The following is a 15,527-nucleotide window of genomic DNA, read 5'->3' as shown; positions in this document are numbered from 1 at the left end:
ACGACTATGTTTTAACAATTAATAATGTTCTCAGTACTCAAAATGGTTTATTCTCGTTTGTTTAAATTAATCGTTTCCAATTAATTCTTACGCTGTCAATTCAATATGTTTATGAACTTTTTTCTTTGTCTCTTAAGATGTTATTTCCTTAAGCGGGTGCAAATATAATTCGCTTTTTTTAATCCCACAAGCTTTATTTAAAAAAAAGTTTTTTTCTTTTTTTTTTAAACTTCACTTTCAATATATCTTAGAACGTTTTCCTTTACTCTCAGTAACATCAGTTACGTCGTTTTCGGGGTGCAAATATACAAGCCTTTTTGGTTCCCGCAACCCTTTTTTTAATCTTTTTTTAATTTTATTTTAACACAACCCTTTAATGCCTTATTGCTAATAGGTTAGAGTCTGATATTTTTTTGAATTATTTTTTAATCTTAAGCTTACTGATAAACAAGTAATATTCTCACTATTTAATTTGTTTACTGATAAGCAGCGCGTTAGGGATAGAACGGTATGTTTGAGCTCTTTTTTTTATACGCACCTATATTAAGTAGTAAATTAATTAATCCATAAAATGTATTGTAATTAATAGTAAAAACTGTGCGCTAAAAAAAGCGAGTAGTGATAGCCCGACCCTTTGGGTAACGCCAACATTATGCTATAGAAAGAAATTCCAGACTAAACCAAATCGAATTGTAAAATCACGATATGGTTGATTGGCTGCCGAATAATAATCTTTTGCAGTGAAGGCTGAATTAAAATGTTCGGCTTTTAAAAATATTCTAGTTTGTCTAATTTTTGCGTTGACAAAAAAGTCTAGCCTAGGGAATCCTCCGAACTCTTCTTGATTTTGAGTATAGAACTCGGCTAATAAAGGGTCATAACTATTCATATTATATGAACTGAAATAATTGAATATTATTCCGGTTTGCAAAAACATTGCTTTTTTGAATACTTGATTTGAATAATATAGTGTATTGCGGGTTACTATCTGAGGGACGTTTAAGACATTGGCGTTATCTTGCACGTTTTGATATAACACTGTATTGTCTAAAGCGAAATTTTTATACCTGATTTCTTTTTGAAGTTTGAGTTTTAAATAGGTAATCGCATCGCTATTTTGGTATGGTTTAACATTGCCTTCTTCATTTTTTGAGAAATATACATAATCATTTATTGTATTTAGATCTACCGTTAGATTCGCATATTTTTTGGAGTCTATCTTAAAGAGTAATTGCTGTGATTTAATATTATTAAATTGATTACTCCAGTTATAATTTTTATAATCACTTTGAAAAAGCAATGTGTTAAAATTTGGAGCTATGGATGAGTGATTGATATTAGCTAATATTTTAAGGTCACTATTTAATTGATAAGATGCTGTCCCTGAAATATAGTTTCCGTCAAAATCTCCTGTTACATTTAATCCTGCATTACCATTTAAATTAAAACCTTTGTACTGCTTATTATATTTTGCTCCTACTGAGACTACATCTCCAATTAACCTATTAGTTATAGTTCCTGAATTAAGTGCTACAATTTTATCATACCCATAGTTATAGTTATTATGTGTTGCATTAAACTGAAGATTACCTAATGTACCATTTTTGTAGTTTAATTGTAATTGGTTTGTAAACTGCTCTAGCTCTGTCCTATCCTTTAAGCTTGAAGTACGGAAGGCTTCTCCAAAATAATCGGTATTGGCTGCTGATTGATCGAATGTATAAATCTTATCCTCAAGTGTCATTACATGTGCTAATTGAAGACTGTTTGAACTTAAAGAATCCTTAGGTCTAATAAAATCGTAGCTATGATTTAAATAAAATCGTTTACCCAAAAGTAGATTTTCTGCGTTTTCAAAATTTACTTCTAACACTCCTCTGTCGTCAAAATCAGGGTCTCCGGATTCAAAAAACGCAAGGTTGTCGTCTTTTAACCCTCCATTTTCTTGAGTTAGTAAATCCTGAGAGGTAAAATGTGTATTTAAAATATAACGCCTATTTTTTGTTTTATAACTTGCTGTCATCCTAAGATTTCCTGAGCTAGTTAATGAGTTTTGATATATACCTAAAGACCTAACGCCTTTATACCCAATTGATAAATTAAACTGCTTTGACGTATTGGTAGTGAAAAACGCATCTAATTGCTGTCCTTGGGTTAAGGCAGTTTTAAAATAAAGCTCAGTTAATGGTGTAGGCACATGATAATAATTGATGTCCTCTGCATCTAAGTAGTTAAAATGCTTTGCTTTTGCACCAAATCCTGGAATTAAATGGGTGTCGTTAAAATTATAAGTAAGACTATTATAAGTCTGACCAATATTAGCAAATGGCATTAAACCAAACTCATCACGTCTTAAGTAATTGTATTTATACTCTTTATTTATTGTTAGGGTCGTATCTAAATATGTAGTATCTCTTAAATGATTAATAATCAAATAATCTGTAATAACAGCTTCTTTTTTTTGTGTTGATTTAGCACCTACACTACCCTTTTTAAGACTGTCTTGAACGGTAACAACATTAGACTGGACTGAAGATATCGCTTTATTTGAAGTCTTTTTTACTGGTCTTTGCGCATATGCAAAAACAGTTATGATGAATAAAAGGAAAGAGAAAATTATTTTTTTCATTAAATGGTGACTATTTTAGACCTTTAATTAAAAGCTGAATCATTTATTTTTGCCAAAAATAGCAAATATCTTTATGGTTTTGTGGTTTCTGTTAAGAAAGGAACAAAATTGAAACAATATAACGTCAAATCTTCTTTTTTATTTAATGCTAAAATTAAAATACACCAATCACAAATTAGAGTGCGGAACTGATGAAGCTGGTCGTGGTTGCTTAGCTGGACCTGTTACTGCTGCTGCTGTAATTTTAAAACCTAATTTTAAGAATGAAGTTTTGAACGACTCTAAACAAATTAGCGAAAAAAAAAGAGATTTATTAAGACCAATTATTGAAAACGAAGCATTGTGCTTTGGCTTTTATCACATCCATGAAGCGGAAATTGATAATATTAATATATTAAACGCTTCCATTTTAGCGATGCATAAGTCTATTGAAGCCATGAAAAAAACACCCGAGTTTATTATTGTGGATGGAAATAAATTTAAACCTTATAAAGATATTCCGTTTGAAACTATAATTAAAGGAGATGGTAAGTTTTTAAGTATTGCTGCAGCGTCTGTTTTAGCCAAAACTTATCGAGATGAATACATGAATAAAATCCATGAAGAGTTTCCGATGTACAATTGGAAACAAAATAAAGGTTACCCAACTAAACAACATCGTGAAGCTATTAGAAAATACGGTCCTACTAAATACCACAGAAAATCTTTTAAGCTGTTACCAGAACAATTGAAATTAGAATTGTAACTTATTATATTTGCACAAACTCTCTACTTTTATGAAACATATATGGTGTTGTTTACTATTTATTTTTTTGATAATATCTTGTCAAAAATCTACTAACAAAAATACAATTGAAGATTATATTTTTAGTCAAGCAGATTATGTGTTAACCATTAACAATCTAGAAAACTTTAAAAGTAACATAACCAACAACCATTTTATAGACCAATTATCTAACACAAGGTCTTATAAAAACATTTGTGAAAAACTAGAATTATTAAACCAAATAAAAAGCAAACAAAAGGTTTACGTCAATCTGTTTAAAGATAAAAAGGATAGTTTACAATATAGTTTTGTTACTAAATTAAACGATTCTGTTTTTAATTTAGATAGTTTAAAAATTAAAAGAGAGCCTATAAAGATAAAAGGGTTATCTGCTGAAAAAATCACAAATAAAAATCAAATAATTTATGTTTCGACAGTTGGAAACCTACTTATAGGAGCAAATAATGTTGATCATTTGCAACACTTAATAAATAGTAAACCTGACAAAAATTCGATTAAAAAAATAATAGCAACTCAAGATCAAGAAGCTTCGTTTTCTGTATTTATAAATAAAAATAATGTTTTAAATACTGTTTTCCAAAACAACAATCTTTCATTTAAAAATTTTACAGACTATTTGACTTTTGATACAGAAGTTAGTCAAAACCAGCTAACGTTAAACGGTATAACTAAAGCTAAAGAAACGTCCAATAAATTAATTAACGTGTTTAAAAACACATTACCACAGGACAACCAGTTAGCACAAATAACACCTTCCAATAGTGATGGCTTTTTAAGTATTACTTTTAACGATTATAAAAAATTTAGCCATAACTTAAACAAATTCAATAAGATTGACACTCTTAAATCTAAAACGACTCTTTTTGATAATATCATAGAATTTGGTGAAATTTACAGTGACACAACTAGTGCTGTTGTATTAAACTCTATTGATATTATTAGTACTCAAGAAGCCTTACTTAGTGAAAAAGAAAAAGTTGAAGACTTTAGAGGTATTAGCATTTATAAATTTTCTAAACCTGGACTATTTAACGATTATTTAAAACCATTTGTTAATTTGGACAAGGCTGCTAACTACTTTATAATAAATCAGTTTTTAGTATTTGCATCTAATACAGAGACACTGGAAAATATAATTGTTAATTATCAAAATCAGACTACAATAAATGATCGCGATTATTACAAAGATTTAAAGAAAAACTTAAGTAATCAAGCATCTATACTTCAGGTTATAAATCCTATTAATCTTAATCAAATAGTCAAAACTAACTTGAATACTAATTTTGATTTTAAATTTGACAACTACAAAACAACTGCTTTACAATTTATTTACGACATAGACTTTGCACACTTTAATGCCATTATTAAGCAAAGTAAACCATCGGTTTCAGACAACTCGGTTACTGAAATGTTTAATATTAAATTAGATAATGACATACTTACTAACCCTCAGTTTGTTAAAAACCATCGTACAAAACAAAAAGATATAATTGTACAGGACATAGCTAACACCTTATATTTAATATCTAATAGTGGTAAAATACTATGGAAAAAGCAATTAAAAGGTGCCATTTTAGGATCTGTTAATCAAATTGACATGTACAAAAATGGACGTTTACAATTAGTGTTTGCTACTGCTAATCGTGTTTATGTTTTAGATCAAACTGGAGAGGATGTAAAACCGTTTCCGATGACCTTTAATGATGATATTACGCAACCTCTTTCTGTTTTTGACTATGACAATAACAAAAAATACCGCTTGTTTATAACACAAGACAAAAATGTACTAGTTTATGATAGTCATGGTAAAACGGTCAAAGGTTTCAACTTTAAACAAGCAGAAGAAACTATAAACACACCACCTCAACATATTAGAATTGGCCGAAAAGATTACCTGCTTTTTAAAACAGACAACCAATTATACATTTTAGACAGACGTGGAAAAACTAGAGTGACTCCTAAAACAAAACTTAGTTATGCAAATCAAGCTATCTTTAATTATAACTCGAATTTTATAACAACAACTAAAGACGGTAAGTTAGCAACTATAGATCAAAAAGGTAAGGTTACAGTAAGTAATACAAACCTGTCAGAAAACATAACTTTAAGCGCGACTACAAAAACATTAATTACACAAAGTGACAATATCTTAAATATTAAAGATAAAACCTTACAATTAGATTTTGGTAGCTATACGCCTGCAAAACTATTTTTAATTAACAATAAAATATACGTTTCCACTACAGATAAGCAAACTCACAAAGTAATGTTATTTGATAGTAATGCAAAGCAGCAAGATAACTTTCCTGTTTACGGTACATCAGCTATAGATCTTGATAATATTGACAAGGATAATAATCTAGAGTTTGTGACAAAAGGTGAGAGCAACTCTGTGTTAGTTTATAAAACAAATTAAGTAACTGAATAAAAGGTTATTACAGCTAAAAAATTGATGATTTATTTAAATTATTCAATTAAAACGTTAACTTTATGATACTTAAAACATTAAGTAAACATAAACTAAATACTACTTTATGAAAGCTGTAATTATATCCCTATGTACTTTATTTCTGTTAGCTAATTCTTGCAATAACAATAATAAAGCTGAAATCGATTTGTCTGAACAAAACACTTTAACCGAAAGACAGCTTTATACCATACATATTCAAAACACAGATCAAAGAAGTACATACACTGCGACTAACGACTCTATTGCAATTGGAGGAGGAGATCCTCTTCCACCTTGTCCTGACAGTTCCTTCACAGACTGTTGTCCATCTGTTAAATACATAAGCTTTGACAAGGACACTAAAAACATAAAGATTATCTTATTAGACAATAAAGACAATCCAATTCAAACTTTTACAGCTGATGATTTAACGACATTAGAAGATAGCACTCTTGTATTTCCGGTAAATAAAATGAAATCGTCAATATGTGACGGAACAAACAAATTACAAGTTACCACTAACAATAAAAAGCCTTATAATGTTGTGTTTAAAAAGTAAGATGAATGAAATATATCTTATTTTTTATATGCTTAATTTCACTTAAAGTTAGTTTATCACAACAGTCCAGCCAAGCTTCAGAAAAAACAATAAAAAAACTTAGTAATAAAGCTATCAATATAGCAACTAGCAACCAAGACTCAGCGTATTATTACTTTAAACAAAGTATTAAAGTTGCAGCAAGTAATAAGCATTGGAATTATGCAATGGATAATTATTTTGAAATTTATAATACAGCGTTTTACCATAATAATTTCACCAAACGACAATCTACTTTATTCACTATTGACTCCTTATATAATAGTCAACAAAATTACTTTAACACCTTAGAAAACAGTCTTAAATATAAAAACCATATTAACTTTTATTATGGTTTTTATTATTACCGTTTAAACAATTACGAAGCAGCTAAAAATCGTTTTCAAAAAATAATTGATAATACCGCAAACGCTGACAACTCCCAACTTTTAAAAAACAAAACGTTTCTTTCTGTAGCTTATAGTTATGTGGCTAAAATGAATACTGACGAAGGTAAATACGCCTTATCCAAAGCACTGTATGATAAAAATATCAGGTTTTTAAAAACAATAGATAGTACTAATAATGATTTGATATACTCAAACTATAATTTGCTAGCCGAAGTTTTAAAAAAAGAAAACAAGCACAAACAATCTAACAGCTATTTTCTTAAATTTTTAAACTACTACGATAATAAAGGTGGCTCAAACAATATTATGTCTTCGTGTTTTAATATTGCCAAAAATTACATTCAATTAAAAAAAATTGATAGTGCTAAGTTTTATCTAAAAAAAGCTAAACAGTATTTAGACATAAACCATATGTACAATGTAAATTATTATAAACTATACTCCGAAATATATGATAATGAAAACAACTATGAAAAAGCATTAAATGAATTAAATAAAGCGCTAAATTTTTACAAAAAAAAAGCCACTAGGTCGTATAAAAACAACCAATATATAGCAATTACAAATTCTGATATAGGCGAGTTGCATCAAAAGTACGATGATCCAAATAAAGCTCTAAACCATTATAATATAGCCATAAGTTTATTTCAAAATGACTCTATTAAATCAAGCATTAATCAAATAAACTTGTTAAAAACATTAAAGCTAAAAGCTATTACATTAAACAATCTTAATAATCCTATTGAAACTATCAACACAGTAAATTATGCTATTAGTATTTTAGACAAACTAAGACCAACCTTTAGGTATAATGATGACAAACTTTTTTTTATAGAAAATGCTTTTCCATTATTTGAGTCAGGTATAGAGGCCTGTTTTGCTTTAGATAGCAAAAACAATAATAACACTTATATAGATCAAGCTTTTTTATATGCAGAAAAAAGTAAAAGCGTTTTACTTTTAGAAGCATTATTAAGTAGTAAAGCTACCAATTATGCAAATATCCCAAAAAACATAATTGAAGAAGGAGACGTTTTAAAATATAAAATTACCACTTTAGAAAAAAAACTAAACGTTAATAAAACTGAAACTTTGAAAGAGGAGTTAACCAACTTAAAACTAGAACATACTAATTATGTAAAACGTCTAGAGTCAAACTATAAAAATTACTTTAATTTAAAGTACAATTCAAAAGGGATTAGTTTAAAAAAAACACAACAACTATTATCTAAAAAAGATATGCTTATCTCCTATTTTTATGGCGAAAATGCGATATATACATTTGGAATAACTAAAAACACAAAACAACTTAAGAGAATAACATTGGATTATAATTTTAATGATTCAGTAAAATTAACATATAAAATGCTTAGCAATCCTAAATCCAATTTAGAGCTGTTAAGAAAAAATCTAAAAAGTTTACACGATAAGATAATAGCTCCTATTAATAAATTAAATCAAAATCTAATAATTGTAGCAGATGGATTGTTAAACTACATACCTTTTGCAGCTCTAATTGATAAAAAATCCAATTATTTACTTGAAAAACATAATATAAGTTACATTAATTCTGCAACATTATTACAACAATTACAAGCTAAAAAATCTAATAATGGAAAACTTTTAGCTTTCGCGCCAAGTTTTAACAACAGCAATTTACTAGCATTACCTAATAACTTAAAGGAAGCAAAAGATTGTGCAGATTATTTTAAAGGTCAAGTATTAAGTCATGACAATGCTACCTTACAAAATTTTAATACTAAAAGTACTAATTATAGTATTTTACACTTGGCAACACATGCTGTTTTTAATGATGAAGCTCCTGAGTTTTCATTTTTAGCATTTACCACTAAAAATAGGCAAAACGGTTATCTGTATACTAAAGACTTGTATAATTTAAAACTCAATGCAAATCTAGTTACCCTATCTGCTTGTGAAAGCGGAATAGGAAACCTGAAACGTGGCGAAGGGTTATTAAGTTTAGCTAGAGGGTTTTACTTTAGTGGTGCACAAAGTATATCTAGCACACTTTGGAAAATTAACGATGCGTCTTCTGCTGCGTTAATGTCAGATTTTTACAAAAATCTTTCAAAAGGACAACCTAAAGACTTAGCACTACAACAAGCTAAGCTAACTTTTGTAAAACAAAATAAAGACAATGCCTTATCGCATCCATATTATTGGTCTGCATTTGTGATTTCTGGAAATACTGAGCCTTTAACCTCAACGCATTATTGGTTATGGATTATAGCAGGAATACTGCTAATAGTAATATTAGGTATATTATTAATAAAGAAAAATAGTTAGTTTAAACTTTCAAGTAACGTTTTAGCTTCTTCTTTTTTGTAATTATAATTTGCAATTAAAGTTTCAAGATATTTAGTAGCTTCGGTTTTATTATGCTGTTTCAAATTAATTAAGGCCAAATACCAATTAGCTTCTGCTTTAAATTCAGCTACATCTGCTGCTGTTTCTATTTTAAACAAATCTTTTGCTTTATCTAATTCGCCTAAACCTAAATATGAATTTGCTTTATAAAAATTAAAGTAAGGTTGTTTATTTTCTATTTTATTAAATTTTTGAATTGCTAAATTATAGTCTTCAGTTTCATAAGCTACAAAAGCTTCACGTTCAAGACTACTTGTATCTTCCCCTCTTGTAATAGTATAAACTGTATTTGGATAGTTTTTATAATTGGTAGCATATAAATCTTCATAATTTACACCAAAAAAAGCATCGTAACCAAACCAACCAGCTGCTAAAAAAAAGACAATGGATGCAGCAATGCGCCAATTAAACCATGATTTGGCATTATTTTGCTCAGTCTTTATCTTTTTTTCAAAACCCTGTAGTTTTGATTTTAGAGTATCGCTTTGTTCTGCCTTAATGACTTGCTTGATATTATTTTCAAATTCAAATTGCGCTTTAAATTCAGAATCGGTATTTAGCAAATCTTTAAATACATGTTCTTGTTCTGGAGTTAGTTTATCAGAAAAATATAGATATAAAAGTTGTTGTTTATCCATGTTATTTAGGGTTGCTATTAATACGTTGTTTTAAGGTTTTTAGGCATCTAGACTTAGCGCTTTTAATAACGTTTTCGCTATTATAATTTCTATGTTTTAAAATGTCTTTAATGGTAAATCCTCTGTAATAAAACAAGGTAAGTAACTCTTGACATTGCTTACCTAAGCCTGTAAAGTGAAGTTTTAGCAGCTTTTGCTCTTGGGTTAACGCTTCATTTTCAACCTCCAAGGTAGTTACTAAATCATCAGAATCCTTAACTAAGGATAAATCAAAATTAGCACTTACTTTTTTGTTGTTTTTTTTCATCTTATCAAAGATTAAGTATTTACCAATACTAAATAAATAAGTAGAAATACTGCTTGTAAAGCTTTCAATTTTACCACTCATTACATTGTTATAAAACACGATATAAGCATCTTGGTAAATATCTATAATGTCATCGGTATCCAAATTATAACGTCTAGCAAAATTTATAAACTTGTCTCTGTTGTCTTCATACACTTGCTGAAGCGCTTGGTCTGAGCCTTGTTTTAAACTTTGAAGCGATATTTCTTCTTGGTTATTTGCCATTTAATACTTGGTTTGAAGGAAAGGTTAACACGTAAAAGTAAAATTAACTTTTTTTTAAAATAAAAAGCATCTTCTGTTAACCTTTTTAAAATCAAAACATTAATAAGCATATTTATAAAACTTAAAAAAAATGAAAACACTGCTATTCACAATCATGATACTATTAACTTTTACTATTAGTGGACATGGACAAAACAAAACTGCTACAAAAGATTCCACTACTAGTAACCCTAACATTTTTTTAGATAAAGGTACTCAAACTTTAACCAGCCTTTTTGGCGAAAACCTTGATGGTAACGCTAACGGAAAAGCAATAGGATATTTAGAGTTATTAGAAAAATCGGACTTACCTGAAAAACAAAAAACAGAGCTGAAAAATCAATATTACTTGATATCCAAAAATTTGACACAAAAACAAAAAGACTCATTAGGACAAACTATTGGAAAACAAATAAAGGACGCTAAAAAAGACGAATAATTAATCCATTAAAAATAAAACAATGAAACTTTTAAAACCCTTACTAATAATATTAATGTGCTGTTTTGCAACGTCAAGTAATGCACAGATCTGGAAAAAACTAGCTAAAAAAGCAGAAAAAGCTGCCGAAAAAACTTTAGAAAAGAAAGTTGAACAAAAAACCGAACGCGAAACTGAAAAAGCTTTTGATTCTACATTTAATAATAGTAGTGATCCAAAAACCGCAACTAATAATAATAAATCACCTTTTGGTACTAGTACATCTGCTGAAACTCCTGCAAACACCTACACATTTTCTCATAAATACGTCATGCAAATAGAAGATGGCAAACGCACAACAAACTTAGTGTACTATTTAACCAATGCTGGAAATTATTTTGGAACCAGTATTCCTGATAAAACAGGTAAGAATGATGTGATAAGCGTTATGGATATAGACAAAAAATCCATGTATATGTTTATGGACAATAAAGGCGACAAAACACTAATGTCTATGGGCTTAAACTTTGAGGACTCCACTGACGACGCTATTAATCAATCCAAAATAAGCATAATAGCTACCGGAAACACTAAAACAATATTGGGCTATACATGTGAAGCTTTTAAAGTTAAAGGACCAGACATTGAAGGTATTGTTTGGATTACACAAAACGCAGGTATATCATTTGTAAAATCCATGTACAACCTTAAAAGCAAAAAAGGGAACAATCAATCTTGGATGAAAATGATAGATGGACTAACGCTAGAAATGGATATGGTTGACACCTCTAAACGCAAACCTAAAGCCATAAAAATGACATGTATTGCTTTGGATAAAACCACTATAACCATAAAGCCATCTGACTATAAAAAACTAATGTAAACTATTAATTATAAACCAATAATAAAATGAACATTTTTAAAACACTAAGTATTTTACCTTTAATTATTTTAAGCTTAAACTGCCAAGCTCAAGATGTTTTTCAAGCCAAAACCAAAGGGACATTTTTAACTAACGGAAGCATTTTAGTATACAATACAACCCGAAAAATTAATGATAATAAAGCCACTGCTTTTACAACTAATATTACTCCTAAAGCAGGTTATTTTATAGCAGATAATCTTGCTATTGGACTAGAGCTTTCCATAACTACCAATAAAGAAAAACAAGAAGATGAGTTTTTTGGAGATATAGAAACCACAACCAATGGTTTTGCAGTATTACCTTTTGCTAGATATTATTTAGACAATGGTCTTTTTGCCGAAGCTGTTGTTGGTTTTGGCTCTCAAAAAACAACTACCGAAAGTAGTTTTACCGAACTCGGAACGTTAGAAACTAAAGCATCATCCTTTGGATTTAGAGTTGGTGTTGGCTATTCTTTTTTACTAGGAGATCATGTCGCTATTGAACCTTCTATAAATTATTCCTGGGAAGACATAAACCCAGAAGATGCACCTTCAGAGTACAAAGAGAGTTTATCATCCATCTTTCTAGGCATTGGATTGTCTGCTTATTTTTAATTGATAATATCCCTTTAAACTGATTGATTGAGTTTTCATTATTTAATTTAGTTTAAAAGCCGAAACAAATGTTTCGGCTTTTTTTATTCTATGTGTTAACCTTTACTTACTAAAACCATTAATAAGTGTTATTAATCTTAAAACATATTTAATTATGGCAACAAAACAATTTACAGTTAACACTTACAAAATGGCTTTGGGTTATCAAAATTCTGCAACATGGAATGGTAAAAAAATTAAAATCCAAGGTTACATTACTTGTTATGACAAAGACCACAGATTTATTATGTATTTCTTACATGACTCAAGTCCTGTACCTGATCCAACTTATATTCCTGCCAACAAAGTTGGAGCCATATTTTTACCATTTAAAGACATGCCAATGTATGTTGATATGGTTAGAAATGAAAAACCAGTGTATGCTTACTTAAATTCTACTCACCCAGAATGGAATAGTATAAAAACCTCTAATGAGCCTGTTGGTGAGGAAGAAAGCTAGAATTAGTCAATTTAGTTTAAAAGCCGAAAAATATTTTTTTCGGCTTTTTTTTATCTCTTATGTTAACCTTTACATTTTTGATCTATTAATAGGAAAACAAAAACTATTAATCATTTAAACAAAAACACAATGAAACATTTATTATTAAAATCAAAATTTATCCTATTAGCAATTATCGTTGCTTTTAACTTTTCATGCTCAACAGAAGATGGTGCAGATGGTCCTGCTGGTGCAGACGGTATTGATGGAACTAACGGAGCAGATGGTATGGACGGAAACGCTAATGTGCAAAGCATAACCCTTGATGCTTCAACTTTTTCTGGTAATTACACCTCTGTAGCAATTCCAGAAATAACACAAGACATTTTAGACAATGGTGTTATACTTACTTATTTAAATAACAATCCTAATAATTGGGTACCTGTACCATGTCCATTTGATACCATTGCGTTTGACTTTTCTGTTCACGTAATACACTATCTTGGCGGTATTGATTTTGATTATGGTGATGCCTCAGGATCAAACTATACCATAGCAGCAGGAGACTTAAATTCTTTAAGAGTTATTATAATTGAGTCTTCGTCTAATGCAAGATTTACAACCAATAGTAAACAACAAACCTACAACCAATTAAGCCAAGCAGGAATTGACATTACTAACTATTATCAAGTATGTGATTATTATGGTATAGCTTATTAATTTTACATTATAACACAAAAACAACCGAAGCAAAGTCTTCGGTTTTTTTGTGTTGTATTTAGGCTATATTTAGTAACATTGTATTTTAAAACAAATACCATTTTTAATAATGATTAATCGTAACAAAGCCTCTATTTTAAAGTGTATTATTCACAAAGTAGGAAACAAACATAACGACACAAAAAATGCCTTTTCTGAAAAAGAACTTATTTTTGATGAAGCCAGTTATGAGTTAATGGTTCCTTTTTTACTAAGACCATTTACAAGCTTAGTCCAAAGTCACCGATTTAATCATCATGCCAATATCGAGCTAAATGAAATTAATGCTTACACTAAAGAAATTTTTGCAGATGACGAAACTTTTGTGGACGTCTCCAAAAATGTAGTTAAACATTTATATGAGCAATCAACCTCTGCACAAATTAAAACGGGAGACGTAATTGTTGCCTATTTTGATGGTATTGAACATAATGAAATGGTTGTGGACGCTATTGGAATTTTTAAAATAGAAAACAAAACCAACTTTTTTCAAACCTATTTAGAAGATAACAGTTACGACGTTTTAGTCCAAAAAGGGATCAATGCTAAAAAAGTAGATAAGGGTTGTTTAATTTTAAATACTGGAGATGCCGAAGGTAAAGTTGTGTTAACCGTAGACAACAATAATTACGATGCTGCGTATTGGATAGATAAGTTTTTAAACATAAAATATGCAGATGACTACAATAGTCATACACAAAACTATCTTGAGCTTTGTAAAGAATTTTCGACAGAAATAATCAAAACAACCTATGGAGCCCAAGAGCATAATACCTTTTTAGCTAAAACTATTGACTTTTTTAAAGAAAATGAAATAGTAAATGTCGAGCGATTTAAAGACGAAGTCTTTGTGGAAGACAAACACATGGATCTATTTGAAAGCTATAAAAAAGATTTTGAATCGGAACAGAATGTGTTAATCAGAAATCAATTTGATGTCTCAGAAAAAGTTTTAAATAAAGAAAAGAAAAAAATTAAAACCGAAATTAAATTGGATACAAACATCCAAATTAAATTAGACATAGACGCTCCTGATGCAAGTGCAGAATACCTTGAACGTGGTTATGACGAAGAGAAAAAAATGCATTATTATAAAGTATTTTTTAACGTAGAAGCCTAAAACCAAACACTCTAAACATGTCTACTAAAACCTTGTCTATTATAATTCCTGCTTATAATGAAGAAAGCACTATCACACCAATACTGGACAAGATTAATAGTGTGACATTGCTATTTGGTATAAAAAAGCAAATTGTAATTATTGATGATTGCTCTACAGATCAAACAAAAAAAACCATTGAAACTTTTATTGCTAATAATCCTAATTTAGATATTAAGTTTTTTAAGCAAGAGGTAAATCTTGGTAAAGGTGCAGCACTCCATGAAGGCATTAAACAAGCAACTGGAGATTATATTATAATCCAAGACGCAGATTTAGAATATGACCCAAACGAGTATAACGTCCTATTAAAACCAATCACAGACGGATTTGCGGACGTCGTGTATGGTTCAAGATTTATGGGTAGTAATCCTCATCGTGTATTGTTTTTTTGGCATACCATAGGAAATAAGTTTTTAACCTTTTTCTCTAATGCGGTAACCAATTTAAACCTTACAGACATGGAGACTTGCTATAAAATGTTTAAAAGTGAAATTATTAAATCTGTCAACCTCAAAGAAAAACGCTTTGGTTTTGAACCCGAAGTAACTGCTAAAATATCCAGAATACCATATATACGTATTTACGAAGTCGGTATTTCATATTATGGAAGAACCTATTTGGAAGGCAAAAAAATATCATGGAAAGATGGTTTTAGAGCCTTATATTGTATTACAAAATATGGGCTTTTAAAAGGTAAATAG

14 protein-coding genes are annotated in these 15,527 nt (G+C 29.4%); 11 read left to right on the top strand and 3 right to left on the bottom strand.

The genetic code is table 11. The annotated features are described in order from the left end of the window. Positions 1–655 precede the first annotated feature (655 nt). On the bottom strand, positions 656–2,629 hold the full coding sequence (locus V6251_RS14995; protein ID WP_341588976.1) for a putative porin: 1,974 nt from the start codon (positions 2,627–2,629) through the stop codon (positions 656–658). 145 nt (positions 2,630–2,774) lie between these two features. On the opposite strand from V6251_RS14995, the gene V6251_RS14990 reads away from it, so the two are divergent. From V6251_RS14990 to V6251_RS14975, 4 genes are all read left to right on the top strand, one after another. Further along, on the top strand, positions 2,775–3,374 hold the full coding sequence (locus V6251_RS14990) for a ribonuclease HII (protein WP_341588975.1): 600 nt from the start codon (positions 2,775–2,777) through the stop codon (positions 3,372–3,374). A 31-nt stretch (positions 3,375–3,405) separates the two neighbouring features. Beyond that, the gene (locus tag V6251_RS14985) at positions 3,406–5,832 is read left to right on the top strand and encodes a ribonuclease HII (RefSeq protein ID WP_341588974.1); all 2,427 of its coding nucleotides are present in this window, start codon (positions 3,406–3,408) and stop codon (positions 5,830–5,832) included. Positions 5,833–5,950: 118 nt separating this feature from the next. Next, on the top strand, positions 5,951–6,424 hold the full coding sequence (locus V6251_RS14980) for a hypothetical protein (RefSeq protein WP_341588973.1): 474 nt from the start codon (positions 5,951–5,953) through the stop codon (positions 6,422–6,424). A gap of 5 nt (positions 6,425–6,429) precedes the next feature. Then, on the top strand, positions 6,430–9,159 hold the full coding sequence (locus V6251_RS14975; RefSeq protein WP_341588972.1) for a CHAT domain-containing protein: 2,730 nt from the start codon (positions 6,430–6,432) through the stop codon (positions 9,157–9,159). Here V6251_RS14975 and V6251_RS14970 read toward each other — a convergent pair. Beyond that, positions 9,156–9,878, bottom strand: a complete 723-nt coding sequence (locus V6251_RS14970) for a tetratricopeptide repeat protein (protein WP_341588971.1) — start codon at positions 9,876–9,878, stop codon at positions 9,156–9,158. The two genes, V6251_RS14975 and V6251_RS14970, sit on opposite strands and share 4 nt — an antisense overlap. 1 nt (position 9,879) lies before the next feature. Next, positions 9,880–10,449, bottom strand: a complete 570-nt coding sequence (locus V6251_RS14965; RefSeq protein ID WP_341588970.1) for an RNA polymerase sigma factor — start codon at positions 10,447–10,449, stop codon at positions 9,880–9,882. 130 nt (positions 10,450–10,579) lie between these two features. On the opposite strand from V6251_RS14965, the gene V6251_RS14960 reads away from it, so the two are divergent. From V6251_RS14960 to V6251_RS14930, 7 genes are all read left to right on the top strand, one after another. Beyond that, entirely contained in the window at positions 10,580–10,927 is a 348-nt protein-coding gene (locus V6251_RS14960; protein ID WP_341588969.1) for a hypothetical protein, read from the top strand. Positions 10,928–10,949: 22 nt separating this feature from the next. Continuing rightward, complete coding sequence (locus tag V6251_RS14955; protein WP_341588968.1) at positions 10,950–11,789, top strand: DUF4412 domain-containing protein; 840 nt, start codon at positions 10,950–10,952, stop codon at positions 11,787–11,789. Between the two features lie 26 nt (positions 11,790–11,815). Beyond that, a complete protein-coding gene (locus V6251_RS14950; protein ID WP_341588967.1) occupies positions 11,816–12,427 on the top strand; it encodes an autotransporter outer membrane beta-barrel domain-containing protein in 612 nt (203 codons plus the stop codon). Positions 12,428–12,581: 154 nt separating this feature from the next. Continuing rightward, positions 12,582–12,926: a hypothetical protein gene (locus V6251_RS14945; protein ID WP_145006546.1), complete on the top strand. Its 345-nt coding sequence runs from the start codon at positions 12,582–12,584 to the stop codon at positions 12,924–12,926. A 129-nt stretch (positions 12,927–13,055) separates the two neighbouring features. After that, positions 13,056–13,625, top strand: a complete 570-nt coding sequence (locus V6251_RS14940; RefSeq protein ID WP_341588966.1) for a hypothetical protein — start codon at positions 13,056–13,058, stop codon at positions 13,623–13,625. A 109-nt stretch (positions 13,626–13,734) separates the two neighbouring features. After that, entirely contained in the window at positions 13,735–14,784 is a 1,050-nt protein-coding gene (locus tag V6251_RS14935; protein WP_145006540.1) for a nucleoid-associated protein, read from the top strand. A gap of 17 nt (positions 14,785–14,801) precedes the next feature. Continuing rightward, positions 14,802–15,527: a glycosyltransferase family 2 protein gene (locus V6251_RS14930; protein WP_341588965.1), complete on the top strand. Its 726-nt coding sequence runs from the start codon at positions 14,802–14,804 to the stop codon at positions 15,525–15,527.

This window comes from Olleya sp. Ti.3.14 (assembly GCF_038154885.1).
Taxonomy (GTDB): domain Bacteria; phylum Bacteroidota; class Bacteroidia; order Flavobacteriales; family Flavobacteriaceae; genus Olleya.
This window is presented reverse-complemented; position numbering and strand designations above follow the sequence as displayed.

Bases quoted from the DNA above. Each gene is read 5' to 3' on its own strand.
- V6251_RS14995 (WP_341588976.1), bottom strand. From the start codon at position 2,629: ATGAAAAAAATAATTTTCTCTTTCCTTTTATTCATCATAACTGTTTTT.
- V6251_RS14990 (WP_341588975.1), top strand. From the start codon at position 2,775: ATGCTAAAATTAAAATACACCAATCACAAATTAGAGTGCGGAACTGAT.
- V6251_RS14985 (WP_341588974.1), top strand. From the start codon at position 3,406: ATGAAACATATATGGTGTTGTTTACTATTTATTTTTTTGATAATATCT.
- V6251_RS14980 (WP_341588973.1), top strand. From the start codon at position 5,951: ATGAAAGCTGTAATTATATCCCTATGTACTTTATTTCTGTTAGCTAAT.
- V6251_RS14975 (WP_341588972.1), top strand. From the start codon at position 6,430: ATGAAATATATCTTATTTTTTATATGCTTAATTTCACTTAAAGTTAGT.
- V6251_RS14970 (WP_341588971.1), bottom strand. From the start codon at position 9,878: ATGGATAAACAACAACTTTTATATCTATATTTTTCTGATAAACTAACT.
- V6251_RS14965 (WP_341588970.1), bottom strand. From the start codon at position 10,449: ATGGCAAATAACCAAGAAGAAATATCGCTTCAAAGTTTAAAACAAGGC.
- V6251_RS14960 (WP_341588969.1), top strand. From the start codon at position 10,580: ATGAAAACACTGCTATTCACAATCATGATACTATTAACTTTTACTATT.
- V6251_RS14955 (WP_341588968.1), top strand. From the start codon at position 10,950: ATGAAACTTTTAAAACCCTTACTAATAATATTAATGTGCTGTTTTGCA.
- V6251_RS14950 (WP_341588967.1), top strand. From the start codon at position 11,816: ATGAACATTTTTAAAACACTAAGTATTTTACCTTTAATTATTTTAAGC.
- V6251_RS14945 (WP_145006546.1), top strand. From the start codon at position 12,582: ATGGCAACAAAACAATTTACAGTTAACACTTACAAAATGGCTTTGGGT.
- V6251_RS14940 (WP_341588966.1), top strand. From the start codon at position 13,056: ATGAAACATTTATTATTAAAATCAAAATTTATCCTATTAGCAATTATC.
- V6251_RS14935 (WP_145006540.1), top strand. From the start codon at position 13,735: ATGATTAATCGTAACAAAGCCTCTATTTTAAAGTGTATTATTCACAAA.
- V6251_RS14930 (WP_341588965.1), top strand. From the start codon at position 14,802: ATGTCTACTAAAACCTTGTCTATTATAATTCCTGCTTATAATGAAGAA.